Source organism: Pseudomonas sp. FP1762, assembly GCF_030687105.1.
Classification (GTDB): Bacteria; Pseudomonadota; Gammaproteobacteria; order Pseudomonadales; family Pseudomonadaceae; genus Aquipseudomonas; species Aquipseudomonas siliginis.
The window spans coordinates 4046846-4071126 of sequence record NZ_CP117458.1 but is presented as its reverse complement, the minus strand read 5'-3'; the positions used below and the strand labels follow the sequence as shown (position 1 = coordinate 4071126).

Genomic DNA, 24281 nt, shown 5'->3' with positions numbered 1-24281 from the left:
CTCGGTTTCAGGAGCGTTCCTACGCACTTTTAAATGAAGCCCTACTTCTTTAACGGCATCCGATCAGGTATTGATGACGCTCTCGAACCCATGCACAGCCCACGAGGCTGTGCATTGTCGTTTGCAGACACGAGCCTCCTGATCCCGGAACACGCTCTGCGAGTCCTTTATGAACACACGTCCGTTGTATTTCGATTACGCCGCCACCACTCCGGTGGACGAGCGGGTCATCCAGGTGATGATCGAATGTCTGGGTTTTCACGGTAACTTCGGTAACCCGGCGTCCAGCTCCCACGCTTTCGGCCAGCAGGCCCGGCAGACGGTCGAGCAGGCGCGTCGGCAAGTAGCCGATCTGGTCGGCGCGCAGCCTGAGCAGATTGTCTGGACCTCCGGTGCCACCGAGTCCAACAACCTCGCCCTCAAAGGCGTCTCCCAGGCCCGTGGCATTTCCGGCGGGCACATCATTACCAGTCAGATCGAACACAAGGCCATTCTCGACACCGCGCGGCAATTGCAGGACTCAGGCATTGCCGTGACCTATCTGGTGCCGGACGCCCAAGGCTTGATCACGCCGCAAGCGGTCAGCGAAGCGATGCGTGATGACACCTTTCTGGTCTCGCTGATGCTGGTCAACAACGAGTTGGGCACGGTCAACGATGTCGAGGCGATTGGCGAGGTGGTGCGCAGTCGGCAGGCGTTGTTTCATGTGGATGCGGCGCAAGGCGCGGGCAAAGTCGCGATCAATCTGAGCCGCTGGCCGGTGGATCTGATGTCGTTTTCCGCACACAAACTCTACGGCCCCAAAGGCATCGGCGCTTTGTATGTCGGCCCGCAGGCGCAGCAACGCTTGCAGGCGCAGATTCACGGTGGTGGTCATGAAGGTGGCCTGCGCTCCGGGACCCTGGCGACTCATCAGATTGCCGGTATGGGCGCCGCATTCGCGCTGGCCGCCGACGCATTCGATGAAGAGAAAAAATCCATCATCGCTTTGCGCGAACGCTTGCTCGAACAGCTTTTGAAGTTGCCAGGCGTGCGCCTCAATGGCAGTGCCTCGCAACGTATTCCGCACACCCTGAGCCTGACCTTCAGCGAGGGCGAGTTCAACAGCGCCGCATTGAGCCATTCGATCGCGTTTTCCGCGACGTCGGCGTGTAATTCCGCAAGCAATGCGCCGTCCCACGTGCTGCTCGCGCTCGGGCACGATGCGCGGCTGGCGGGGCGCACCATTCGCTTGAGCCTCGGGCGGTTTACCAAAGTCGAGGATGTCGACAAGGCCGTTGACCTGATCACAACCGCCTGCGCCAGTGCTCCGGCATTCTGGGCGACAGGGCTCTAAACAGCAGACGCTTTCCATGGCCGCGAAGGCTACGAACAATAACGATGACGCGATTAGCAGGAGACATGATGAGTTCCCACACCTTGACCGAAGGATCGGTGCCTCAGCGCCTGGCGCATACCCGTGAACTGATGCGCCGCGAAGGCATCCATGCGCTGCTGGTGCCGTCCGCCGACCCGCATCTTTCGGAATACCTGCCGGGTTACTGGCAGGGCCGGCAATGGCTGTCGGGTTTCCACGGTTCGGTCGGTACGCTGATCGTCACCGCTGATTTCGCCGGTGTGTGGGCCGACAGTCGTTACTGGGAACAGGCGACGAAAGAGCTCAACGGCAGCGGCATCGAACTGGTCAAACTGCAACCGGGGCAGCCGAGCCCGCTGGACTGGCTGGCCGAACAAACCCCTGAGGGCGGCGTGGTTGCGGTCGACGGCGCGGTAATGGCAGTGGCTTCGGCGCGCACACTGAGCAGCAAGCTCGAGGCACGCGGCGCTCGCCTGCGCACCGATATCGACCTGTTAGAGGAAGTCTGGCGTGATCGCCCGAGCCTGCCGAACGCGCCGATCTATCAGCATCTGCCGCCGCAAGCGACTATCAGTCGTGGCGAGAAACTGGCGAAACTGCGCGAAACCTTGCAAGAACGTGGTGCCGACTGGCACTTCATCGCCACCCTGGATGACATCGCCTGGCTGTTCAACCTGCGCGGCGGAGATGTCTCCTTCAATCCTGTGTTTGTTTCGTTCGCTTTGATCAATCAGCAACAGGCCACGCTGTTTGTGGCGCTGAGCAAGGTCGATGCCGATCTGCGTGCCGTGCTCGAACAGGATGGCGTAACGCTACGTGATTACAGCGAAGTGGCCGATGCGTTGCGGTCTGTGCCGGGTGGCGCCAGCCTTCTGGTCGATCCGGCGCGAGTGACCACGGGGTTGCTGGATAACCTCGACAGTGGCGTGAAACTGGTCCAGGGCCTCAACCCGACTACGTTGGCCAAATCGCAGAAAAGCGAAGCCGACGCTCAACACATCCGTAAAGCGATGGAGCAGGATGGCGCGGCGTTGTGCGAATTCTTTGCCTGGCTGGAATCGGCGTGGGGACGCGAGCGCATCACCGAACTGACCATCGACGAGAAACTTACCGCTGCCCGTGAACGTCGTCCCGATTACGTTTCGCTGAGCTTCAACACGATTGCCGCGTTCAACGCCAATGGTGCGATGCCGCACTATCACGCTACCGAAGAGGAGCATGCGTTGATCGAGGGTGATGGTCTGTTGCTCATCGATTCCGGTGGTCAATACCTCGGAGGTACCACAGACATCACGCGCATGGTCCCGGTGGGTACGCCGACCCAGGAGCAGAAACAGGATTGCACGCGCGTGTTGAAAGGCGTGATTGCGCTGTCGCGGGCACGATTCCCGAAAGGCATTCTGTCCCCGCTGCTCGACGCCATCGCTCGTGCGCCGATCTGGGCTGACAACGTCGACTACGGCCACGGCACCGGTCACGGCGTGGGCTATTTCCTCAACGTTCACGAAGGTCCGCAGGTAATTGCTTATCAGGCGGCACCGGCACCGCAAACGGCAATGCAGCCGGGGATGATCACCTCGATCGAACCCGGCACCTATCGTCCGGGCCGCTGGGGTGTGCGCATCGAGAACCTGGCGATGAACCGTGAGGCCGGCAGCAGCGAATTCGGCGACTTCCTCAAGTTCGAAACCCTGACGCTGTGCCCGATCGATACCCGCTGCCTGATTGCTGACCTGCTGACTTACGAAGAAAAGCAGTGGCTGAACGACTACCACCGCGAAGTGCGTGAGCGACTCAGTCCATTGCTGGATGGCGCGGCGTTGAGCTGGTTGAACGAGCGCACTGTGGCCATTTGATCGATTTACCCAAGGCGCCGCTCGCGGTGCCTTGGGGCTTGGCTTCAGTCCTGGCGCAATGCCTCTTCCACGAAGTCGAGTCGATCCTGACCGAAGAACAACTGATCGCCGATAAACATGCTGGGGGCACCGAAAACGCCGCGTTTGATTGCGGCTTCGGTGTTTTCCTTGAGTGCGGCTTTTACTGATTCGTCGTTGGTCAGCGCGATTATCTCTTGGGGGTCGAAGCCGTTTTCAGTCAGCACGGCAGCAATGGTTTGCGGATCGTTGAGGTTACGACCTTCTACCCAAAGCGCCCTGAACAGGCAATCGACGAATTCGGCGAAACGCTGCGGCTGGCGCATCTGCATGCCAGTAACGGCACGCATCAATATCAGCGTGTTGATTGGAAAGTGCGGATTGAATCTGAGCTGTACGCCGTAGCGTTTGGCGAAGCGATCGAGGTCCTGAAACATGTAGCGGCCCTTGGCCGGAATCATTGCCGGCGAAGCGTTGCCGGTGGCTTTGAACACGCCACCCAACAGCATCGGGATGTAGATCAGTTCGCTCTGGGTATCGGCGCAGATTTTCGCTAGCTGGGTGTGCGCCAGATAGGTGGTGGGGCTGCCGAGGTCGAAATAGAATTCCACGGTTTTCGTCATGATCAAATCGCTCTCTTATTGTTGTAATGAGGGGGGAGGGCTTACCAGCGTTCGTTCCAAGGACGCAGGTCCAGCTCAAAAGTCCAGGCATCCCGTGGCTGACTGTGCAGAAACCAATAGTTTTCGGCGATGTGCTCTGGATCGAGAATGCCGTCCTGATCCTTGGTCGCGTATTTCTCGGGAAAGCTGTTGCGGATGAAGTCGGTATCGATCGCACCATCAACCACGACGTGGGCGACATGAATGTTCATCGGCCCCAACTCTCTCGCCATGCTTTGCGCGAGTGCGCGGATGCCATGTTTGGCTCCAGCGAAAGCGGCAAATCCAGAGGCGCCGCGCAGCCCGGCCGTGGCACCAGTGAACAGAATCGTACCGCGCTGCCGAGTCACCATGCGCTTGGCCACTTCACGGGCATTGAGAAAGCCGGAGAAGCAGGCCATCTCCCAGATCTTGAAATATTTGCGCGCGGTTTCTTCGAGAATGCTGCAGGGCACGTTGGCGCCGATGTTGAAGACAAAGGCCTCGATCGGGCCGACGCGGGTTTCGATGTCTTCGATCAAGGCGATGACGTCTTCTTCCTTGCGCGCATCGCAGGCAAAACCATGGGCCTCACCGCCCTCAGCGATGATTGCGTCAACCAGTGGCTGCAGCTTGTCGGCGCTGCGACGGGTTACGCAGGCAATGAACCCTTCACTGGCAAAGCGCTTGGCGATGGCCCCGCCCGTGGCATCGCCGGCACCGACAACCAACACGACCTTCTTGTTATTCATGGTTGAATCCCTTTGGGTTAACGATCGTTTAGTTAACGAACGTTATGCTAGGATCCGGGCAGCGTCAAGGCGATCTATTTTCAGGAGAGGACATGCGTTATTCACCCGGGCACAAATCGGAAACCCGCGAACGATTGCTGCAAAGCAGCGCAGTGTCGGCAAAAAAATCGGGGTTTTCCACGGTGGGCGTGGATGGCTTGATGAAAGCCATCGGCTTGAGTGGCGCGGCGTTCTATAGCCACTTTTCATCCAAGGATGCGTTGTTCGCTGCCATCGTCGAGCGAGAGTTGAGTGAAAGTCTTGAGCGCCTTGGTGGCCAGGGTGGTGCAGATAGGCAGCGGCTGGAGCGTTGTCTGAAGCAGTACCTGAGCATGGCCCACGTCGAGCAACCAGAGTCCGGTTGCGCGCTGCCGACATTGGGCGCAGAGGTTGCCCGTGCCGATATGCAGGTGCGTGAGCAGGCTGAACAGTGGATCTGCCGTCTTCAGCAGGGCTGGGCTGAGATCCTGGAAAGCGAGAGTCTGGCCTGGTCGGTGCTGTCGCAATGTGTGGGTGCGTTGGTGGTCGCGCGAATGCTGGCAACACCGGACGTGCAGCGTACGGTGTTGCGCTCGAGTCATGAGCAAATCACTCGTCAGCTCGCTTTGCCACGAGCCGAGTAGTTATTTGCAGATGACGATCATGCTGCGGCTGGTATAACCGGCGGGGTTCAGGCCGAACGGATAATCGCCAGGTTCCTCGACGGCATCCCCGGATTTGGCGATCACCTTGTAACCCTTGGGGGCGCAGGAGTTGGCTGCGCTGCTGTAGCACTTGTCCCATGAGGATGAAAGACCGGAACAGTTGATGTGCAGTCCCTTCTTGCCGCGTTTGACCTGGGTTTCCGAAGTCGCCGCGCAACTCGCGATCGCCAGCAGGGCGATCATTAGCAAAATTCGTTTCATTACCATCCTTAATAGCGGCCGCGAGTCTGGTGCTCGGGTCTGCCTGTATTCGCTCGCGTTTGCAGCGTGGTGCCGTCCTTTGCGAAAAAATCCATGCCTGGCGATGGGTTACGCAGCTAAACATGGCCTAAATGAGCGCCAATTACCAGAGCCACTTTCGCTACGCTTCAGTCAGCCGCGACAGCAGGCTTTGCTCCGCTACCCATGGTCATGGTTGCGCCCACTGAAGCCAGAATAATGCACAGGATGGCCAGCCATTGTGACAATGAAAGGTATTCCTGGAGAAAAAGCAGACCTGATAGTGCTCCGAAGGCCGGTTCGATACTCATGAGCGTGCCGAAGGTGCGCGCGGGCATACGCGTCAGCGCGACCATCTCCAGGGTGTAGGGCAGGGCGGTGGACAGAATGGCGACGCCGATAGCGACTGGAATCAACGATGGTGTAAGCAGCGCAGCACCGGCATGAACGATTCCGATCGGTGCCACGAACAGCGCGGCGATCATTACGCCGAGGGCTGCCGTCGTCACCCCGTTATCGGCGCCGGCCTTTTGCCCGAACAAAATGTACAGCGCCCAGCAGACCCCGGCGCCCAGCGCATAGCCCGCTCCGACCAGATCAATGCCGGCAGTGGTAGCGCCGGTGGGTATCAAGAGAAGCAAGCCGGCTGCAGCGAGCGCGATCCAGACAAAATCGATGGCGCGGCGGGAGGCATATATAGCTACCGCCAATGGGCCGGTGAATTCCAGCGCAACGGCGATGCCCAGCGGCACTGTGCGCAGCGACATATAAAAGAGGAAGTTCATTCCTCCCAGTGCCATCCCATAGACGATGACGGTACGAAGGGATTTGGCGGTCAACTTTGCGCGCCATGGGCGGAGCAACAGCAGCATGATGACGCTGGCAAAGATCAGGCGCAGCGTGGTTGTTCCTTGTGCGCCGATAATGGGGAACATGCTTTTGGCCAGAGAAGCGCCCGACTGGATGGACGCCATGGCTATCATGAGCAGGCAAACCGGAAACAATGTGGAAGCAAGGGAGCGGGGTTGATCATTCATTGCGCGGCAGCATCCAAGGCAAAAACACAGTATTGTTGTGGTAGTGGGCAATATACTGCGCATTGGATGGGGTCGCGTCTATATATAGAAAGCGTTTTTGCTGATTTGAAAGAAAAGCGAAATTAACGGTTGACGGCAGATTCCAGAGGTCTATAATTCGCCCCACTTCCGGCGCAGTCGAAACGGAAAACTCCTTGAGATTCAAAGAGTTACGCAGTTTTCGACAGCGGCTTGCTTCAGATCATCGAGGCCTGGGAGGAGTTGAAAGAGCAGCGATGTGTAGCTCTTTTAATGGTTCGATCTTCTCGGTCGAAAGCGGAGAAAAAGAGGTGTTGACAGCAGCGATTAACGCTGTAGAATTCGCCTCCCGCTAACGAGAGATCGGAAGCGCAAGTGGTTGAAGTTGTTGAAGAATTCTTCGAAAACTTCTGAAAATAATCACTTGACAGCAAATGAGGCTGCTGTAGAATGCGCGCCTCGGTTGAGACGAAAGATCTTAACCAACCGCTCTTTAACAACTGAATCAAGCAATTCGTGTGGGTGCTTGTGCAGTCAGACTGATAGTCAACAAGATTATCAGCATCACAAGTTACTCCGCGAGAAATCAAAGATGTAACCAACGATTGCTGAGCCAAGTTTAGGGTTTCTTAAAAACCCAAAGATGTTTGAACTGAAGAGTTTGATCATGGCTCAGATTGAACGCTGGCGGCAGGCCTAACACATGCAAGTCGAGCGGATGAGAGGAGCTTGCTCCTGGATTCAGCGGCGGACGGGTGAGTAATGCCTAGGAATCTGCCTGGTAGTGGGGGACAACGTTTCGAAAGGAACGCTAATACCGCATACGTCCTACGGGAGAAAGCAGGGGACCTTCGGGCCTTGCGCTATCAGATGAGCCTAGGTCGGATTAGCTAGTTGGTGAGGTAATGGCTCACCAAGGCGACGATCCGTAACTGGTCTGAGAGGATGATCAGTCACACTGGAACTGAGACACGGTCCAGACTCCTACGGGAGGCAGCAGTGGGGAATATTGGACAATGGGCGAAAGCCTGATCCAGCCATGCCGCGTGTGTGAAGAAGGTCTTCGGATTGTAAAGCACTTTAAGTTGGGAGGAAGGGTTGTAGATTAATACTCTGCAATTTTGACGTTACCGACAGAATAAGCACCGGCTAACTCTGTGCCAGCAGCCGCGGTAATACAGAGGGTGCAAGCGTTAATCGGAATTACTGGGCGTAAAGCGCGCGTAGGTGGTTTGTTAAGTTGGATGTGAAATCCCCGGGCTCAACCTGGGAACTGCATCCAAAACTGGCAAGCTAGAGTATGGTAGAGGGTGGTGGAATTTCCTGTGTAGCGGTGAAATGCGTAGATATAGGAAGGAACACCAGTGGCGAAGGCGACCACCTGGACTGATACTGACACTGAGGTGCGAAAGCGTGGGGAGCAAACAGGATTAGATACCCTGGTAGTCCACGCCGTAAACGATGTCAACTAGCCGTTGGGAGCCTTGAGCTCTTAGTGGCGCAGCTAACGCATTAAGTTGACCGCCTGGGGAGTACGGCCGCAAGGTTAAAACTCAAATGAATTGACGGGGGCCCGCACAAGCGGTGGAGCATGTGGTTTAATTCGAAGCAACGCGAAGAACCTTACCAGGCCTTGACATCCAATGAACTTTCCAGAGATGGATTGGTGCCTTCGGGAACATTGAGACAGGTGCTGCATGGCTGTCGTCAGCTCGTGTCGTGAGATGTTGGGTTAAGTCCCGTAACGAGCGCAACCCTTGTCCTTAGTTACCAGCACGTAATGGTGGGCACTCTAAGGAGACTGCCGGTGACAAACCGGAGGAAGGTGGGGATGACGTCAAGTCATCATGGCCCTTACGGCCTGGGCTACACACGTGCTACAATGGTCGGTACAAAGGGTTGCCAAGCCGCGAGGTGGAGCTAATCCCATAAAACCGATCGTAGTCCGGATCGCAGTCTGCAACTCGACTGCGTGAAGTCGGAATCGCTAGTAATCGCGAATCAGAATGTCGCGGTGAATACGTTCCCGGGCCTTGTACACACCGCCCGTCACACCATGGGAGTGGGTTGCACCAGAAGTAGCTAGTCTAACCTTCGGGGGGACGGTTACCACGGTGTGATTCATGACTGGGGTGAAGTCGTAACAAGGTAGCCGTAGGGGAACCTGCGGCTGGATCACCTCCTTAATCGACGACATCAGCTGCTGCATGAGCTCCCACACGAATTGCTTGATTCATTGAAGAAGACGATAGAAGCAGCCCGAAATTGGGTCTGTAGCTCAGTTGGTTAGAGCGCACCCCTGATAAGGGTGAGGTCGGCAGTTCGAATCTGCCCAGACCCACCAATTTTGTGTGGGAAACGCCTGTAGAAATACGGGGCCATAGCTCAGCTGGGAGAGCGCCTGCCTTGCACGCAGGAGGTCAGCGGTTCGATCCCGCTTGGCTCCACCACTACTGCTTCTGAAGTTTGAAAGCTTAGAAATGAGCATTCCACCGGTTTGGTGATGAATGTTGATTTCTAGTCTTTGACTAGATCGTTCTTTAAAAATTTGGGTATGTGATAGAAAGATAGACTGAACGTTACTTTCACTGGTAACGGATCAGGCTAAGGTAAAATTTGTGAGTTCTCTTAGTTGAGAAATTCGAATTTTCGGCGAATGTCGTCTTCACAGTATAACCAGATTGCTTGGGGTTATATGGTCAAGTGAAGAAGCGCATACGGTGGATGCCTTGGCAGTCAGAGGCGATGAAAGACGTGGTAGCCTGCGAAAAGCTTCGGGGAGTCGGCAAACAGACTTTGATCCGGAGATGTCTGAATGGGGGAACCCAGCCATCATAAGATGGTTATCTTGTACTGAATACATAGGTGCAAGAGGCGAACCAGGGGAACTGAAACATCTAAGTACCCTGAGGAAAAGAAATCAACCGAGATTCCCTTAGTAGTGGCGAGCGAACGGGGACTAGCCCTTAAGTGGCTTTGAGATTAGCGGAACGCTCTGGAAAGTGCGGCCATAGTGGGTGATAGCCCTGTACGCGAAAATCTCTTAGTCATGAAATCGAGTAGGACGGAGCACGAGAAACTTTGTCTGAATATGGGGGGACCATCCTCCAAGGCTAAATACTACTGACTGACCGATAGTGAACTAGTACCGTGAGGGAAAGGCGAAAAGAACCCCGGAGAGGGGAGTGAAATAGATCCTGAAACCGTATGCGTACAAGCAGTGGGAGCAGACTTTGTTCTGTGACTGCGTACCTTTTGTATAATGGGTCAGCGACTTATTTTCAGTGGCGAGCTTAACCGAATAGGGGAGGCGTAGCGAAAGCGAGTCTTAATAGGGCGTCTAGTCGCTGGGAATAGACCCGAAACCGGGCGATCTATCCATGGGCAGGTTGAAGGTTAGGTAACACTGACTGGAGGACCGAACCGACTACCGTTGAAAAGTTAGCGGATGACCTGTGGATCGGAGTGAAAGGCTAATCAAGCTCGGAGATAGCTGGTTCTCCTCGAAAGCTATTTAGGTAGCGCCTCATGTATCACTGTAGGGGGTAGAGCACTGTTTCGGCTAGGGGGTCATCCCGACTTACCAAACCGATGCAAACTCCGAATACCTACAAGTGCCGAGCATGGGACACACGGCGGGTGCTAACGTCCGTCGTGAAAAGGGAAACAACCCAGACCGTCAGCTAAGGTCCCAAAGTTATGGTTAAGTGGGAAACGATGTGGGAAGGCTTAGACAGCTAGGAGGTTGGCTTAGAAGCAGCCACCCTTTAAAGAAAGCGTAATAGCTCACTAGTCGAGTCGGCCTGCGCGGAAGATGTAACGGGGCTCAAACCATACACCGAAGCTACGGGTATCATCTTCGGATGATGCGGTAGAGGAGCGTTCTGTAAGCCTGTGAAGGTGAGTTGAGAAGCTTGCTGGAGGTATCAGAAGTGCGAATGCTGACATGAGTAACGACAATGGGTGTGAAAAACACCCACGCCGAAAGACCAAGGTTTCCTGCGCAACGTTAATCGACGCAGGGTTAGTCGGTCCCTAAGGCGAGGCTGAAAAGCGTAGTCGATGGAAAACAGGTTAATATTCCTGTACTTCTGGTTATTGCGATGGAGGGACGGAGAAGGCTAGGCCAGCTTGGCGTTGGTTGTCCAAGTTTAAGGTGGTAGGCTGAGATCTTAGGTAAATCCGGGATCTTAAGGCCGAGAGCTGATGACGAGTGTTCTTTTAGAACACGAAGTGGTTGATGCCATGCTTCCAAGAAAAGCTTCTAAGCTTCAGGTAACCAGGAACCGTACCCCAAACCGACACAGGTGGTTGGGTAGAGAATACCAAGGCGCTTGAGAGAACTCGGGTGAAGGAACTAGGCAAAATGGCACCGTAACTTCGGGAGAAGGTGCGCCGGTGAGGGTGAAGGACTTGCTCCGTAAGCTCATGCCGGTCGAAGATACCAGGCCGCTGCGACTGTTTATTAAAAACACAGCACTCTGCAAACACGAAAGTGGACGTATAGGGTGTGACGCCTGCCCGGTGCCGGAAGGTTAATTGATGGGGTTAGCTAACGCGAAGCTCTTGATCGAAGCCCCGGTAAACGGCGGCCGTAACTATAACGGTCCTAAGGTAGCGAAATTCCTTGTCGGGTAAGTTCCGACCTGCACGAATGGCGTAACGATGGCGGCGCTGTCTCCACCCGAGACTCAGTGAAATTGAAATCGCTGTGAAGATGCAGTGTATCCGCGGCTAGACGGAAAGACCCCGTGAACCTTTACTATAGCTTTGCACTGGACTTTGAATTTGCTTGTGTAGGATAGGTGGGAGGCTTTGAAGCGTGGACGCCAGTTCGCGTGGAGCCATCCTTGAAATACCACCCTGGCAACTTTGAGGTTCTAACTCAGGTCCGTTATCCGGATCGAGGACAGTGTATGGTGGGTAGTTTGACTGGGGCGGTCTCCTCCTAAAGAGTAACGGAGGAGTACGAAGGTGCGCTCAGACCGGTCGGAAATCGGTCGTAGAGTATAAAGGCAAAAGCGCGCTTGACTGCGAGACAGACACGTCGAGCAGGTACGAAAGTAGGTCTTAGTGATCCGGTGGTTCTGTATGGAAGGGCCATCGCTCAACGGATAAAAGGTACTCCGGGGATAACAGGCTGATACCGCCCAAGAGTTCATATCGACGGCGGTGTTTGGCACCTCGATGTCGGCTCATCACATCCTGGGGCTGAAGCCGGTCCCAAGGGTATGGCTGTTCGCCATTTAAAGTGGTACGCGAGCTGGGTTTAGAACGTCGTGAGACAGTTCGGTCCCTATCTGCCGTGGACGTTTGAGATTTGAGAGGGGCTGCTCCTAGTACGAGAGGACCGGAGTGGACGAACCTCTGGTGTTCCGGTTGTCACGCCAGTGGCATTGCCGGGTAGCTATGTTCGGGAAAGATAACCGCTGAAAGCATCTAAGCGGGAAACTTGCCTCAAGATGAGATCTCACTGGAACCTTGAGTTCCCTGAAGGGCCGTCGAAGACTACGACGTTGATAGGTTGGGTGTGTAAGCGCTGTGAGGCGTTGAGCTAACCAATACTAATTGCCCGTGAGGCTTGACCATATAACACCCAAGCAATTTGCTGACCTGAAAAGGCACCAGATTGCGGTGTGTGAAGACGAAACGAACCGAAAGTTCGAAACGCACAAACACCAGCTGTCACATACCCAATTTGCTGAAGCGAGGCCATCCGGTCCCGAGTCAGTACCCGAATTTCTTGACGACCATAGAGCGTTGGAACCACCTGATCCCATCCCGAACTCAGCAGTGAAACGATGCATCGCCGATGGTAGTGTGGGGTTTCCCCATGTGAGAGTAGGTCATCGTCAAGATTAAATTCCGAAACCCCAATTGCGAAAGCAGTTGGGGTTTTGTTTTGCCTGCGAGAAAGTTTTTAGCCTGCCACCGGGGAAATTCATCCTGAAGTGGATGGCGAGTTTTGGTATGGTGCAGCTCGTTTTTTAACGGACTGATGTCCTGCCCACGGATCGGCACTCATTTACGTCTAAGAGTTGCTGTAGAAATGCCTGAACCAATCCCGATCAAGGACCATGAAAAAGAGACGAGGCTGGTCAACAAACGCTTGATTGCCTGTGCTCTGTTCGTGTTCGCCATCAGCTGCGCTTTGGTGGTGCGCCTGTACATTCTCCAGGTCGTGGAATTCGATTACCACTCGACCATCTCCGAAAACAACCGTGTCCATGTCCTGCCGATACCGCCGACGCGGGGATTGATCTACGACCGCAACGGCGTATTACTCGCCGACAACCGTCCCAGCTACAACCTGACCATCACCCGTGAGCGTGCAACCGACGTCAATCAAGAATTGGACGAAGTCATCAACTTGCTGCACTTGCCTGCTGAAGACCGTACGGTATTCGACAAGGCGATGAAGCAATCCCGGCATCCATTCACACCGGTCACACTGTTTTATGAGCTGACGGAAGAGCAGATCGCCGTCCTGGCGGTGAACGAATTTCGCCTGCCGGGGATTGATGTCGAACCGCAGTTTGTCCGGCACTATCCTCTCGGCGCACATTTCGCTCATTCGATCGGTTATGTCGGTCGGATCAATGAAAAGGAAGCTAAAACCCTCGACTCCGTGGAGTACCGAGGTACGCAGTCCATTGGTAAAACCGGTATCGAGCGTTTCTATGAGGCGCAGTTACACGGCCATGTCGGTTACGAAGAAGTCGAGACCAATGCTCAAGGCCGCGTGCTGCGGGTGCTCAAACATACCGATCCGGTGCCAGGTAAAAACATCGTCCTCAGTCTTGACGTCAAACTGCAGGAAGCCGCCGAAGCTGCTTTGGGCGACCGTCGTGGTTCAGTGGTAGCTCTCGACCCGTCCACCGGAGAAGTGCTGGCGATGGTCAGCAATCCGAGTTTCGATCCGAATCTGTTCGTCACCGGGATCAGTTCGAAGGAATATTCAGCGCTGCGGGATTCCATCGATCGGCCATTGTTCAACCGCGTGTTGCGTGGTCTGTACGCCCCGGGCTCGACGATCAAGCCGGAAGTCGCTATCGCTGGTCTGGACGCCGGCGTCGTGACCCCGCAGACCCGCGTATTCGATCCCGGCTATTACCAATTACCGGACTTCGACCACAAGTATCGCAACTGGAACCACAGCGGTGATGGTTGGGTGGACATGGACGCGGCGATCATGCGCTCGAACGACACCTACTTCTATGATCTGGCGCACAAGCTTGGCATCGATCGTCTGCACGACTACATGGCGATGTTCGGCCTTGGTGAAAAAGTCTCGCTGGACATGTTTGAAGAGTCCCCCGGTCTGATGCCGTCGCAAGCGTGGAAACGCGCTACACGGCGACAGGCCTGGTATCCCGGCGAGACGGTTATTCTCGGCATCGGCCAGGGATACATGCAGGTCACACCGCTGCAATTGGCCCAGGCCACTGCCCTGATCGCCAATAAGGGGATATGGAATCGGCCGCATTTGGCCAAGTCGGTCGACGGTGTAGCACCGGTCGACGAGCATCCAATGCCAAATATCCTGCTTAAAGATCCGCGCGATTGGGAGCAGGTCAACCACGGTATGCAGATGGTCATGCACGATGCTCGAGGCATTGCCCGTGCGGCCGCTGCGGGGGCGCAATATCGCATCGCCGGCAAGAGTGGTACGGCGCAGGTGGTGGCGATCAAGCAGGGTGAGCGTTACAACCGTGAGAAAACCCTCGAGCGCCACCGTGACAACGCCCTGTTTGTAGGATTCGCACCGGCCGAGCATCCGAAGATCGCCATCTCGGTAATGATCGAGAACGGCGAGGCGGGTGGTCGTGTTGCCGGTCCAGTAGTGCGGCAGATCATGGACGCCTGGTTACTCGATCAGGATGGTCACCTTAAACCTCAATACGCTGCGCCGAGCAAAGCGCCGGGCGATCCTCACGTCTGAGGCGTAACGGTTCACAGCACAGGCTCCGTAAGCGGCGCCTGTGATTACGCACCGGGTACCGGGCAGCTCATATCACCTTCCTCACATTTCAAATACTGCTTGAGGGTTTCTACTCTGGCCTTGGTTACGTCTGTAAGACAACTACTGTAAACCAATGGATACACACTCCCGCCTGCCACCCCAGAAGCCGAAAACTTGCACTCGGCATCCCGAAAGCTGACCCACGCCCGCTGCGCGTTGACCAGCAGCTTCTTTCCGTCCGGGTTGTCCTTCAGGCGTCCGGTGATCTGCTGATAGAGCGTATTCAGTTCCTTGTCTGCCGCTTTGAAGGCTTGCCCCGCGCATTGATTCATCGTCGCCTGATCGCTGGCGTTGGCGCAATCAACGGCGGCATGGGCGAAAGGGGCAAACAAAAAGGGCGCAGAGGCCAGAAGCAGACGCACTGACATAAGGTTCTCGCTGTATCGAGTGGAAAGAGTGTATCGAGTGTTATGTACGTAGCCGGGAGGCCTCAAGCAAGCGATCCGCAGTGGCCGTAATTTCCTCGCCGTCATGCAGCCGCTCCAGCCAGTGCTCGGGAATTGCCCGAGCGCCGTAGTAAGTACCGGCCAACTGACCCACGATAGCAGCTGTGGTATCCGCATCATCGCCGAGATTGGCTGCTTTCAGTATCGCGTCAGCGTACGTTTGCGTGTGATGGAAGCACCACAAAGCGGCTTCCAATGATTGCACGCTATAGCCGCTGCCCTTGATTTCGTTTTCTTTTTTGCCGAGATACTCACCCCGCGCGATCGCAACCACCTTGGGTTGCGAATACTCTGCAAGTAGCGATTGGCGCAGTTGCGTTTTGTCGGCTCCCTCAAGCGCTCGTGCGATCAGATCAGCCAGCAATTGGCAGCACTCGATTGCCTCCGGCGCCGCATGGGTTGTGCGCGAACTGTCGGCAGCGTGGATCTGGATCTGTCTAGCGTCGGGAAAATAAAACAGTACGACAGGAGCCAATCGCATCAGCGACCCGTTGCCAGCAGTCAATGGATCAGTCGACCCCGCGAAAGGCTTCCCGGTTCGCTGAAACTGTTCCAGCGCCTGGCTAACGGTCATGCCGATGTCGAAACATTCCCCGGTGGAGCTCAGGTATCCCCATTTCCACCAATTGAGATAGCGGCCCATCTGATCAGCCGCGTCGAAACCGTTTTTGCGCAGCAGGCTCTCGGCCAGGCAGAGTGCCATTGAGGTGTCATCGGTCCATTGCCCTGGCTTGAGCTGGAACGGGCCACCGCCGACCATGTCGCTCAGCGGCTGGAATGATCCTCGCGGCTGGAACTCAACTGTTGTGCCGACCGCATCGCCGCAAGCCAGGCCGAGGAGGGCGCCGCGATACCGATCGGCAAGAGAGGGCTGCATGATTCGTCCTTGTTTCTGCGGATTCGCTGGAAAGATAACAGGTCAGGCGGCGCCGATCACAGAGCGCAAACTACCGCAGGATGTGTCCGCTCGAATCGATGCCTGCAGCGCCTGGATACAACTTCGCATTGGACATGTGGTCATACAGGCCTAGTGTTCAGAACAGGAGGTGACGTATGAAACCAGTACCTAACAGTTTCGAACGCAAGATCACGCTCAAGGCGTCGCGTTCCCATGTCTGGCGCGCATTGGTCGATGCAGAGGCGTTCGGTCAGTGGTTTGGCGTGGCACTTGAGGGCCGGCGCTTCATTGCCGGTGAGTGGACGCAGGGCCAGGTCACGTACCCCGGTTATGAACACGTATTGTGGAATGTGCTGATCGAGCGGGTCGAGCCGCAGCAGTTGTTTTCTTTCCGCTGGCACCCGTATGCGGTCAACCCGAAGATCGACTACTCGCAAGAGCCGACCACGCTGGTCAAGTTCGAATTGCAGGACTTCGAGGACGGCACTCTACTCAAGGTCTCGGAGTCCGGCTTCGCGCACATCCCTGATATCCGTCAGAAAGAGGCGTATTACATGGACAGTCGCGGCTGGGAGGAGCAGTTGAGCAGGCTTGAACAGTTTCTCGCCGAAAGCGCCAGGGCTCGTGAAAGCGGCGGTGCCTGACAGGTCTAAGGGTTTTCGGCAGTGTTTGTATGGCGAATGTCTTACACGCATTGGTAGCTTTTACGACTATTGCTGATTGGATCCACTGGGTAATCTACACACATCAACTGAGACACAGGGAGTGTTTCAGGATCATGGACGATCGACCATCGCAAGGATCGCTGCCGACAGGGAGTCGATAATGGTCTTGGGAAAAACCCGCTTCGGCGGGTTTTTTTTCGCCTGAATGTAGGAGCCGCCGAAGGCTGCGATCTTTTGATCCTGCTTTTAAAAGCCAGGTCAAAAAGATCACAGCCTGCGCGAATGTCATCCCGTCACGAAGCAATCAACTGCCGCAACACATAATGCAGGATCCCCCCGGATTTGAAGTACTCGACCTCATTCAGCGTATCAATGCGGCACAAGACTTCGATTCTCTCCTGACGCCCATCCTCCCGAGTGATAACCAGCGGCAGGTTCATCCGCGGCCTCAGCTCGACGCCGGTCAATCCCAGAATCTCGAACGTCTCTTTGCCGGTCAGATTGAGACTCTTGCGATTCTGATCAAGCTTGAACTGCAACGGCAGCACACCCATGCCGACCAGATTAGAGCGGTGAATACGTTCGAAGCTCTCCGCAATCACCGCTTTGACGCCCAGCAGATTGGTGCCTTTCGCCGCCCAGTCACGGCTCGACCCGGTGCCGTACTCCTGACCGGCAATCACCACCAACGGCGTACCCGACGCCTGATATTTCATCGCTGCGTCATAGATCGCCATTTTTTCCCCGGTGGGAATGTAAAGTGTGTTGCCACCTTCCTCGCCACCCAGCATCTCGTTGCGAATACGGATGTTGGCAAACGTACCGCGCATCATCACTTCATGATTGCCGCGACGGGAACCGTAGGAGTTGAAGTCGCGCGGCTCCACGCCTTTTTCCTGCAGGTATCGCCCGGCCGGGCTGTCGATCTTGATGTTGCCGGCGGGGGAGATGTGGTCGGTGGTCACTGAATCGCCGAGCAAGGCCAAGACCCGCGCGCCTTTGACGTCTTTGACTTCCGGCAGAGGGCCGGAAATGTCGTCGAAGAAAGGTGGATGCTGAATGTAGGTCGAATTGTCCTGCCACACGTAAGTCGCCGCTTGCGGCACCTCGATGGCCTGCCATTGCTCATCACCGGCAAACACTTCGGCGTATTCCTTGTGGAACATCGCCGTGTTGACCTGATTCACCGCTTCGGCGATTTCCCGGCTGCTCGGCCAGATATCGCGCAGGTATACCGGATTGCCCTGCTGATCCTCACCCAGCGGTTCGCTGCTGATGTCGGTGCGCACGCTGCCAGCCAGTGCGTAGGCGACGACCAGCGGAGGCGAGGCCAGCCAGTTGGTTTTCACCAGCGGGTGTACGCGACCTTCGAAGTTGCGGTTGCCGGACAAGACCGACGCGACGGTCAGATCGGCTTTCTGAATGGCTTTCTCGATCGGCTCCGGCAGTGGCCCGGAGTTGCCAATGCAGGTGGTGCAACCGTAGCCAACTAACGAAAACCCGAGCTGATCAAGGTATTGAGTCAGCCCGGCAGCCTTGTAATAGTCGGTGACGACTTTCGAACCGGGGGCCAGTGAGCTTTTGACCCAAGGCTTGCGCGTCAGACCTTTCTCGACAGCTTTTTTCGCCAGCAGTCCAGCAGCCATCATCACGCTCGGGTTGGAGGTGTTGGTGCAGGAGGTAATCGCGGCGATGACCACTGCACCGTTTTTCAGGCGATAGGTCTTGCCCTCGTATTCGTAGTCCGCTTCGCCCACCAGATCGGCGTTGCCCACTGCTACGCCGCCGCCACCCTCGCTTTCCAGGCGTCCTTCTTCCTTGCTGGTGGGTTTGAATTGCAGGTCGATGAAATCACTGAAGGCCTGCGCGACGTTCGGCAGCGAGACGCGATCCTGCGGACGTTTCGGTCCGGCCAGGCTGGCCTCGACGCTGCCCATGTCCAAAGCCAGGCTGTCGGTGAACACCGGCTCCTGACCCGGCAGACGCCACAGGCCTTGAGCCTTGGTGTAGGCCTCGACCAGTTTCACCACTTCCGGCGGCCGGCCGGACAGGCGCAGGTATTCCAGCGTGACATCGTCGACCGGGAAGAAGCCGCACGTCGCACCGTATTCCGGGGCCATGTTGGCGATGGTTGCGCGGTCGGCCAGTGGCAGATCGGCGAGACCATCGCCATAGAACTCGACGAATTTGCCGACTACGCCTTTCTTGCGCAGCATCTGCGTTACGGTCAGCACCAGATCGGTGGCGGTGATGCCTTCCTTGAGTTTGCCGGTGAGTTTGAAGCCGATCACTTCCGGAATCAGCATCGATACCGGTTGCCCAAGCATCGCCGCTTCCGCTTCGATCCCGCCCACGCCCCAGCCGAGAACGCCGAGGCCGTTGATCATGGTGGTGTGGGAGTCGGTGCCGACCAGCGTATCGGGAAACGCGTAGGTGCGGCCATCCTCGTTTTTGGTCCAGACGGTGCGGCCGAGGTACTCAAGGTTGACCTGGTGGCAGATGCCGGTACCCGGCGGGACCACGCTGAAGTTATCGAACGCACTCTGGCCCCAGCGCAGAAAGGCATAGCGCTCGCCGTTGCGTTGCATTTCGATGTCGACGTTCTGTTCAAACGCACTGGCGCTGCCAAACTTGTCGACCATCACCGAGTGGTCGATCACCAGATCCACCGGCGACAACGGATTGATCCGCTGCGGATCGCCGCCGGCCTTGGCCATTGCCGCACGCATGGCGGCGAGATCGACCACGGCGGGGACGCCGGTAAAATCCTGCATCAATACACGGGCAGGGCGGTACTGGATTTCCCGATCAGAGCGGCGCTCCTTGAGCCAGGCGGCGATGGCTTTGAGGTCAGTGCCGGTGACGGTTTTTTCGTCTTCCCAGCGCAGCAGATTTTCCAGCAGTACCTTCAACGACATCGGCAGCTTGTCGAGGTCGCCCAGGCTTTTGGCGGCTTCCGGCAGGCTGAAATAATGGTAGGTCGTGGCATCGATTTGTAGGGTTTTCAGTGACTTCAGACTATCGAGGGACGGCATTACGATCACTCCTTTGAGTCCGCACGGCTACGGACTGAGGGGACGGGCAGAGCATTAAACCTAGCCCTGTTTTGAGTAGCTGGCTAATAACTGGACTCTATCGGCGCAACCATGGTTCCGACTTCAGCTATCATGCGCCGGTTTTCGTGACAGGCATTGCGGCAACGCAAGGCTTGAGCATCGCGCAACGGTCGAATGATCGACCGTTGCCCAGGAGTAAGAATGAACACCCTATTCATGCATTGCCGGCCCGGCTTCGAAGGCGAAGTCTGTTCGGAGATTTCCGATCTCGCCGCCCGTCTCAATGTCGCCGGTTACGCCAAAGCCAAAACCGCCACGGCCTGCGCCGAGTTTGTCTGCACTGAAGCCGACGGCGCCGAACGCCTGATGCGCGGTCAGCGTTTCGCCGAATTGATCTTCCCTCGGCAGTGGGCGCGGGGCTTTTTCATTGATCTGCCGGAAAACGATCGCATCAGCGTAATCCTCGCGCACATGGCCGATTTCCCGGTGTTTGGCAGTCTGTGGCTGGAAGTGGTCGATACCAATGACGGCAAGGAACTGTCGAACTTTTGCAAAAAGTTCGAAGGCCCCCTGCGCAAGGCGCTGACCGCCGCTGGCAAACTGGTGGAAGACGCCAGCAAGCCGCGTTTGTTGCTGACCTTCAAAAGCGGACGCGAAGTGTTCCTCGGCATGGCCGATGCCGGCAATTCGGCAATGTGGCCGATGGGCATTCCACGCCTGAAGTTTCCTCGCGAGGCGCCCAGCCGTTCGACCTTGAAGCTGGAGGAGGCGTGGCACCACTTCATTCCACGTGATCAGTGGGAAGATCGCCTGCACAGCGACATGACCGGCGTTGACCTCGGCGCCGCACCGGGCGGCTGGACCTGGCAACTGGTCAACCGGGGCATGCTGGTGACGGCGATCGACAACGGCCCGATGGCTGAAAGCCTGATGGAAACCGGATTGGTCCAGCATCTGATGGCGGACGGTTTTACCTTCAAGCCGAAGCAGCCGGTGGACTGGATGGTTTGCGACATCGTCGAGAAACCGGCGCGCAACGCGGCGATGCTGGAAGAGTGGATCGGCGAGGGGCATTGCCGCGAGGCGGTGGTCAACCTGAAGCTGCCGATGAAACAGCGTTATGCCGAAGTGAAACGTCTGCTCGAGCGCATTGCCGATGGTTTCAAGGCTCGTGGGATCAAGGTTGATATCGGCTGCAAGCAGCTGTATCACGACCGCGAGGAAGTGACTTGCCATCTGCGCCGGCACGACACCAGGAAAACCAAATCGCGCTGACACAACACTGAACCTGTGGGAGCGAGCCTGCTCGCGAAAGCGGTGGGGCAGCCAGCGATGTGTTCACTGACGGATTGCCCTCGCGAGCAGGCTCGCTCCCACATGGGTTGGACGATATCCCAAGCAATGCGCGACAATGCCGGCCAGTTTCTGGAGTGAACCATGAGTGAAATGATCGATACCCCGGTCGACGGCACCCTCGACGCCACCGGCCTCAATTGCCCGGAGCCGGTGATGATGCTGCACCAGCACATCCGCGATCTGGTGCCCGGCGGCTTGCTCAAGGTGATCGCCACCGATCCCTCGACCAAGCGCGATATCCCCAAGTTCTGCGTGTTTCTTGACCATGAGCTGGTCAGCCAGCACGAAGAGGCCGGCACCTATCTGTACTGGATTCGCAAGAAGTCCTGACTCAGGGCAAAAAAAGACCTGCAAATGCAGGTCTTTTTTTATGGGTGATCAACCCATCGAACGACTGATCCGAATGCGTTTGCGCGCACTGCGTGTCAGACGAATCGACAGCATCAACGCTGCGCAGCTCAAGCCGACAATCAAACCCTGCCACAAACCGCTCGGACCGCGTGGCTCGCCGAGCCAATCGGTCAGGCCCAGCGCATAACCGACCGGCAAACCAATCCCCCAGTAGGCGAAGAGAGTCAGGATCATCGTCACCCGAGTGTCCTGATAGCCACGCAGTGCGCCGGCGGCAGTCACCTGGATTGCATCGGAAAACTGGAACAGCGCCGAATAGACAATCAGCATCGCCGCAATGTGAATCACCGTTGGATCAGCGGTATAGATCGCCGCAATCGGCTCGCGCAGCGCCAGCATCAGGCTCGCCGACAGGCAGGCGTAGGCCAGCGCCGTGCCCATGCCGACTCCGGCGGCAAAGCGCGCTTCACGCGGTTCTTCGCGCCCAAGCGCCTGACCGACACGCACGGTGACCGCCATGCCCAGCGAATAGGGAATCATGAATACCAGCGAGCTGACGTTCAGCGCGATCTGATGCCCGGCCACCACCGTCGCGCCGAGGCTGCCGATCAGCAGGGCGATCACGGCAAAAATGCTCGACTCGGCAAACACCGCGATGCCGATCGGCAAACCAATCGACAGCAGACGTTTGATCACCGCCCACTGCGGCCAGTCGAAACGGCTGAACAATTCGCTTGAGCGATAGGCCGGTGCCCAGCGTTCGTACCCGGCCAGGCCCAGCGCCATTACCCACATCACGATCGCCGTGGCCCAGCCGCAGCCGACGCCGCCCATGGCCGGCACGCCAAAGTGACCGTAGATGAAGATGTAGTTCAGCGGGATGTTCAGCGCCAGACCACAGAGGCCCAGCACCATGGCCGGGCGGGTGCGGCCGATGCCGTCGCTGGTGCAGCGCAGCACGTGATAGAGGGCCACCGCCGGCAAGCCGCTGGCGATGCCGTGCAGATATTGCATGCACGGGCCGATCAGCTCGGGATCGACCTTCATCAGGTGCAGCACCGGCTCGGCAGCGATCAGCATCGAGGTGGCGATCAATCCGACTACCAATGCCAGCCACAACGCCTGACGCACAATCGGGCCAATTTCGCTGTGCTTGCCGGCGCCGAAACGCTGGGCGACTTTTGGTGTGGTGGCCAGCAGGGTGCCGGTCATCAATAGAAACACCGGAACCCAGATCGAGTTGCCCAGCGCCACTGCCGCCAGGTCCTTGGGGCCGACGCGCCCGGCCATCACCGCATCGACGAAGCCCATGGCCGTGGTCGCCAGTTGCGCGATGATGATCGGCAGGGCCAGGGCGAGCAGGTTTTTCAACTCCAGGCGAATCCGCGCAGGGCGGCTCAGCGAGACGGCGACAGGTTGGTCAGTTACAGGGTTCACAGGCAAAGCGTCCAGAAAGTATTGATGCGCAGAGCGGCGCATTCTACGCCGCTGACGCCTCGGTCAGGAAATATCCTCTGTTGCGTATTTGTAAGTGCAAACCCTGCTGGCTGATCGACGCGTCAGCACCTAAACTGCCGATCCGCCCAAGGAGCCCGCCATGCTGATTGTTGCCGACGAAAATATCCCGCTGCTCGATGCTTTTTTTGCCGGTTTCGGCGACATCCGCCGAGTGCCGGGCCGCTCCATTGACCGCGCGACGGTTGAGCAGGCCGATGTGTTGCTGGTGCGTTCGGTGACCAACGTCAATCGCGCGCTGCTTGAAGGCAGCAAAGTGCGCTTTGTCGGCACCTGCACCATCGGCACCGATCATCTGGATCTCGATTACTTCAACGAGGCCGGGATCTGCTGGTCGAGCGCGCCGGGTTGCAATGCTCGTGGTGTTGTCGACTACGTGCTGGGCAGTCTGATGACACTGGCCGAAATCGAAGGGGTTGATCTGACGCAGCGTACTTACGGCGTCGTCGGCGCCGGTGAAGTGGGGGGGCGCTTGATCAAGGTTCTCAAGGGCTTGGGCTGGAACGTCAAGGTTTGCGATCCGCCGCGTCAGGCTGCCGAGGGCGGCGATTATGTCAGCCTTGAGCAGATCATCGAGCAGTGCGACGTGATCAGTCTGCATACGCCATTGACCCGTAGCGGCAACAACGCGACCTGGCATCTGTTCGATCAACAGCGTCTGCAACAACTCAAGCAAGGTGCATGGTTGATCAACGCGGCGCGCGGCCCTGTAGTGGACAATGCAGCGCTGCGTGAGGTGCTGCTGGAGCGCGAGGACCTGCAAGCGGTGCTCGACGTCTGGGAAAAAGAGCCGGAAGTCGACCCTGCGTTGGCCGAACTCTGCGTATTGGCCACGCCACATATTGCCGGTTACAGCCTCGATGGCAAGCAACGCGGGACCGCGCAGATTTATCAGGCCTACTGCGCTTTCAGCGGCCAACCTGCAGCTATCCAGCTCAGCGATCTGCTGCCAGCAACCTGGTTGTCGGAAGTTTCCCTGCACGGTGACTGCGATCCGGCGTGGGCACTGGCGATGTTGTGCCGGGGCGTGTACGACCCGCGCCGCGATGATGCGGATTTCCGCCGCAGTCTCGTGGGAAATGTCGCTGAGCAGCGCGCGGCGTTTGACGCGTTGCGCAAGCAATATCCGGTGCGACGCGAGATCGAAGGGCTGAAGGTGCGAATTGAAGGAGATGCGCCTGTGCTGCGGCAGATTGTTGAGGCGCTGGGGGCGGTGGCTGTCTGAATCAGCGCTGGCCTTTTCGCGAGCAGGCTCGCTCCCACAGGGGATCTACAGTGCAGCAAAGTTAAAGGTGGGAGCGAGCTTGCTCGCGAAAGCCACACCACCAAT

General features: G+C 57.1%; 16 protein-coding genes, 2 tRNA genes and 3 rRNA genes. 13 read left to right on the top strand and 8 right to left on the bottom strand.

What is annotated here, in order from left to right:
- Window positions 1–169 precede the first annotated feature (169 nt).
- Both PSH90_RS18030 and PSH90_RS18025 read left to right on the top strand, forming a co-directional pair.
- Window positions 170–1336, top strand: a complete 1167-nt coding sequence (locus PSH90_RS18030; RefSeq protein WP_305381200.1) for an aminotransferase class V-fold PLP-dependent enzyme — start codon at window positions 170–172, stop codon at window positions 1334–1336.
- A gap of 68 nt (window positions 1337–1404) precedes the next feature.
- On the top strand, window positions 1405–3213 hold the full coding sequence (locus PSH90_RS18025; RefSeq protein ID WP_305381199.1) for an aminopeptidase P family protein: 1809 nt from the start codon (window positions 1405–1407) through the stop codon (window positions 3211–3213).
- A gap of 44 nt (window positions 3214–3257) precedes the next feature.
- Here PSH90_RS18025 and PSH90_RS18020 read toward each other — a convergent pair whose 3' ends face one another.
- Together PSH90_RS18020 and PSH90_RS18015 are read right to left on the bottom strand one after the other, a co-directional pair.
- A complete protein-coding gene (locus PSH90_RS18020) occupies window positions 3258–3854 on the bottom strand; it encodes a 2-hydroxychromene-2-carboxylate isomerase (RefSeq protein WP_305381198.1) in 597 nt (198 codons plus the stop codon).
- 41 nt (window positions 3855–3895) lie between these two features.
- Window positions 3896–4624 (bottom strand): SDR family oxidoreductase, encoded by a 729-nt coding sequence (locus PSH90_RS18015; RefSeq protein ID WP_041478480.1) that lies wholly within the window; start codon window positions 4622–4624, stop codon window positions 3896–3898.
- A 92-nt stretch (window positions 4625–4716) separates the two neighbouring features.
- Between PSH90_RS18015 and PSH90_RS18010 the strand changes: the two genes are divergently transcribed.
- Entirely contained in the window at window positions 4717–5286 is a 570-nt protein-coding gene (locus tag PSH90_RS18010) for a TetR/AcrR family transcriptional regulator (protein ID WP_056788606.1), read from the top strand.
- Here the strand turns inward: PSH90_RS18010 and PSH90_RS18005 are convergent, their stop codons facing one another.
- Window positions 5287–5568 (bottom strand): hypothetical protein, encoded by a 282-nt coding sequence (locus PSH90_RS18005; RefSeq protein WP_056788609.1) that lies wholly within the window; start codon window positions 5566–5568, stop codon window positions 5287–5289.
- 167 nt (window positions 5569–5735) lie between these two features.
- Window positions 5736–6623 (bottom strand): threonine/homoserine exporter RhtA, encoded by an 888-nt coding sequence (gene rhtA / locus PSH90_RS18000; protein WP_150638876.1) that lies wholly within the window; start codon window positions 6621–6623, stop codon window positions 5736–5738.
- Window positions 6624–7290: 667 nt separating this feature from the next.
- Between rhtA and PSH90_RS17995 the strand changes: the two genes are divergently transcribed.
- From PSH90_RS17995 to mrdA, 6 genes are all read left to right on the top strand, one after another.
- Window positions 7291–8827: ribosomal RNA gene (locus PSH90_RS17995) — 16S ribosomal RNA — on the top strand.
- Between the two features lie 81 nt (window positions 8828–8908).
- Window positions 8909–8985, top strand: a tRNA-Ile gene (locus PSH90_RS17990).
- Between the two features lie 30 nt (window positions 8986–9015).
- Window positions 9016–9091 (top strand) — tRNA-Ala (locus PSH90_RS17985).
- Between the two features lie 247 nt (window positions 9092–9338).
- Window positions 9339–12230, top strand: a 23S ribosomal RNA gene (locus tag PSH90_RS17980).
- 153 nt (window positions 12231–12383) lie between these two features.
- Window positions 12384–12499 (top strand): 5S ribosomal RNA (gene rrf / locus PSH90_RS17975).
- Together the 16S, 23S and 5S rRNA genes with 2 tRNA genes alongside form the textbook arrangement of a ribosomal RNA operon.
- A 191-nt stretch (window positions 12500–12690) precedes the next feature.
- Window positions 12691–14583, top strand: a complete 1893-nt coding sequence (mrdA, locus tag PSH90_RS17970; protein WP_056791554.1) for a penicillin-binding protein 2 — start codon at window positions 12691–12693, stop codon at window positions 14581–14583.
- Window positions 14584–14627: 44 nt separating this feature from the next.
- Here the strand turns inward: mrdA and PSH90_RS17965 are convergent, their stop codons facing one another.
- Both PSH90_RS17965 and PSH90_RS17960 read right to left on the bottom strand, forming a co-directional pair.
- Entirely contained in the window at window positions 14628–15032 is a 405-nt protein-coding gene (locus PSH90_RS17965) for a lysozyme inhibitor LprI family protein (protein ID WP_056791550.1), read from the bottom strand.
- A gap of 40 nt (window positions 15033–15072) precedes the next feature.
- A complete protein-coding gene (locus PSH90_RS17960) occupies window positions 15073–15987 on the bottom strand; it encodes an ADP-ribosylglycohydrolase family protein (RefSeq protein WP_056791548.1) in 915 nt (304 codons plus the stop codon).
- Window positions 15988–16163: 176 nt separating this feature from the next.
- On the opposite strand from PSH90_RS17960, the gene PSH90_RS17955 reads away from it, so the two are divergent.
- The gene (locus tag PSH90_RS17955; RefSeq protein WP_016775506.1) at window positions 16164–16652 is read left to right on the top strand and encodes an SRPBCC family protein; all 489 of its coding nucleotides are present in this window, start codon (window positions 16164–16166) and stop codon (window positions 16650–16652) included.
- A 314-nt stretch (window positions 16653–16966) separates the two neighbouring features.
- On the opposite strand, the gene acnA is transcribed toward PSH90_RS17955, so the two are convergent.
- Window positions 16967–19708: an aconitate hydratase AcnA gene (acnA, locus tag PSH90_RS17950; protein WP_305381197.1), complete on the bottom strand. Its 2742-nt coding sequence runs from the start codon at window positions 19706–19708 to the stop codon at window positions 16967–16969.
- Between the two features lie 222 nt (window positions 19709–19930).
- Between acnA and rlmM the strand changes: the two genes are divergently transcribed.
- Together rlmM and tusA are read left to right on the top strand one after the other, a co-directional pair.
- Window positions 19931–21004, top strand: a complete 1074-nt coding sequence (gene rlmM / locus PSH90_RS17945; RefSeq protein WP_041477361.1) for a 23S rRNA (cytidine(2498)-2'-O)-methyltransferase RlmM — start codon at window positions 19931–19933, stop codon at window positions 21002–21004.
- Between the two features lie 162 nt (window positions 21005–21166).
- Window positions 21167–21415, top strand: coding sequence for a sulfurtransferase TusA (tusA, locus tag PSH90_RS17940; protein ID WP_016775503.1), 249 nt, complete (start codon window positions 21167–21169; stop codon window positions 21413–21415).
- A gap of 48 nt (window positions 21416–21463) precedes the next feature.
- Here the strand turns inward: tusA and PSH90_RS17935 are convergent, their stop codons facing one another.
- On the bottom strand, window positions 21464–22873 hold the full coding sequence (locus tag PSH90_RS17935; RefSeq protein ID WP_056791566.1) for an MATE family efflux transporter: 1410 nt from the start codon (window positions 22871–22873) through the stop codon (window positions 21464–21466).
- 160 nt (window positions 22874–23033) lie between these two features.
- Between PSH90_RS17935 and pdxB the strand changes: the two genes are divergently transcribed.
- Window positions 23034–24176: a 4-phosphoerythronate dehydrogenase PdxB gene (gene pdxB / locus PSH90_RS17930; RefSeq protein WP_305381196.1), complete on the top strand. Its 1143-nt coding sequence runs from the start codon at window positions 23034–23036 to the stop codon at window positions 24174–24176.
- Window positions 24177–24281 lie beyond the last annotated feature (105 nt).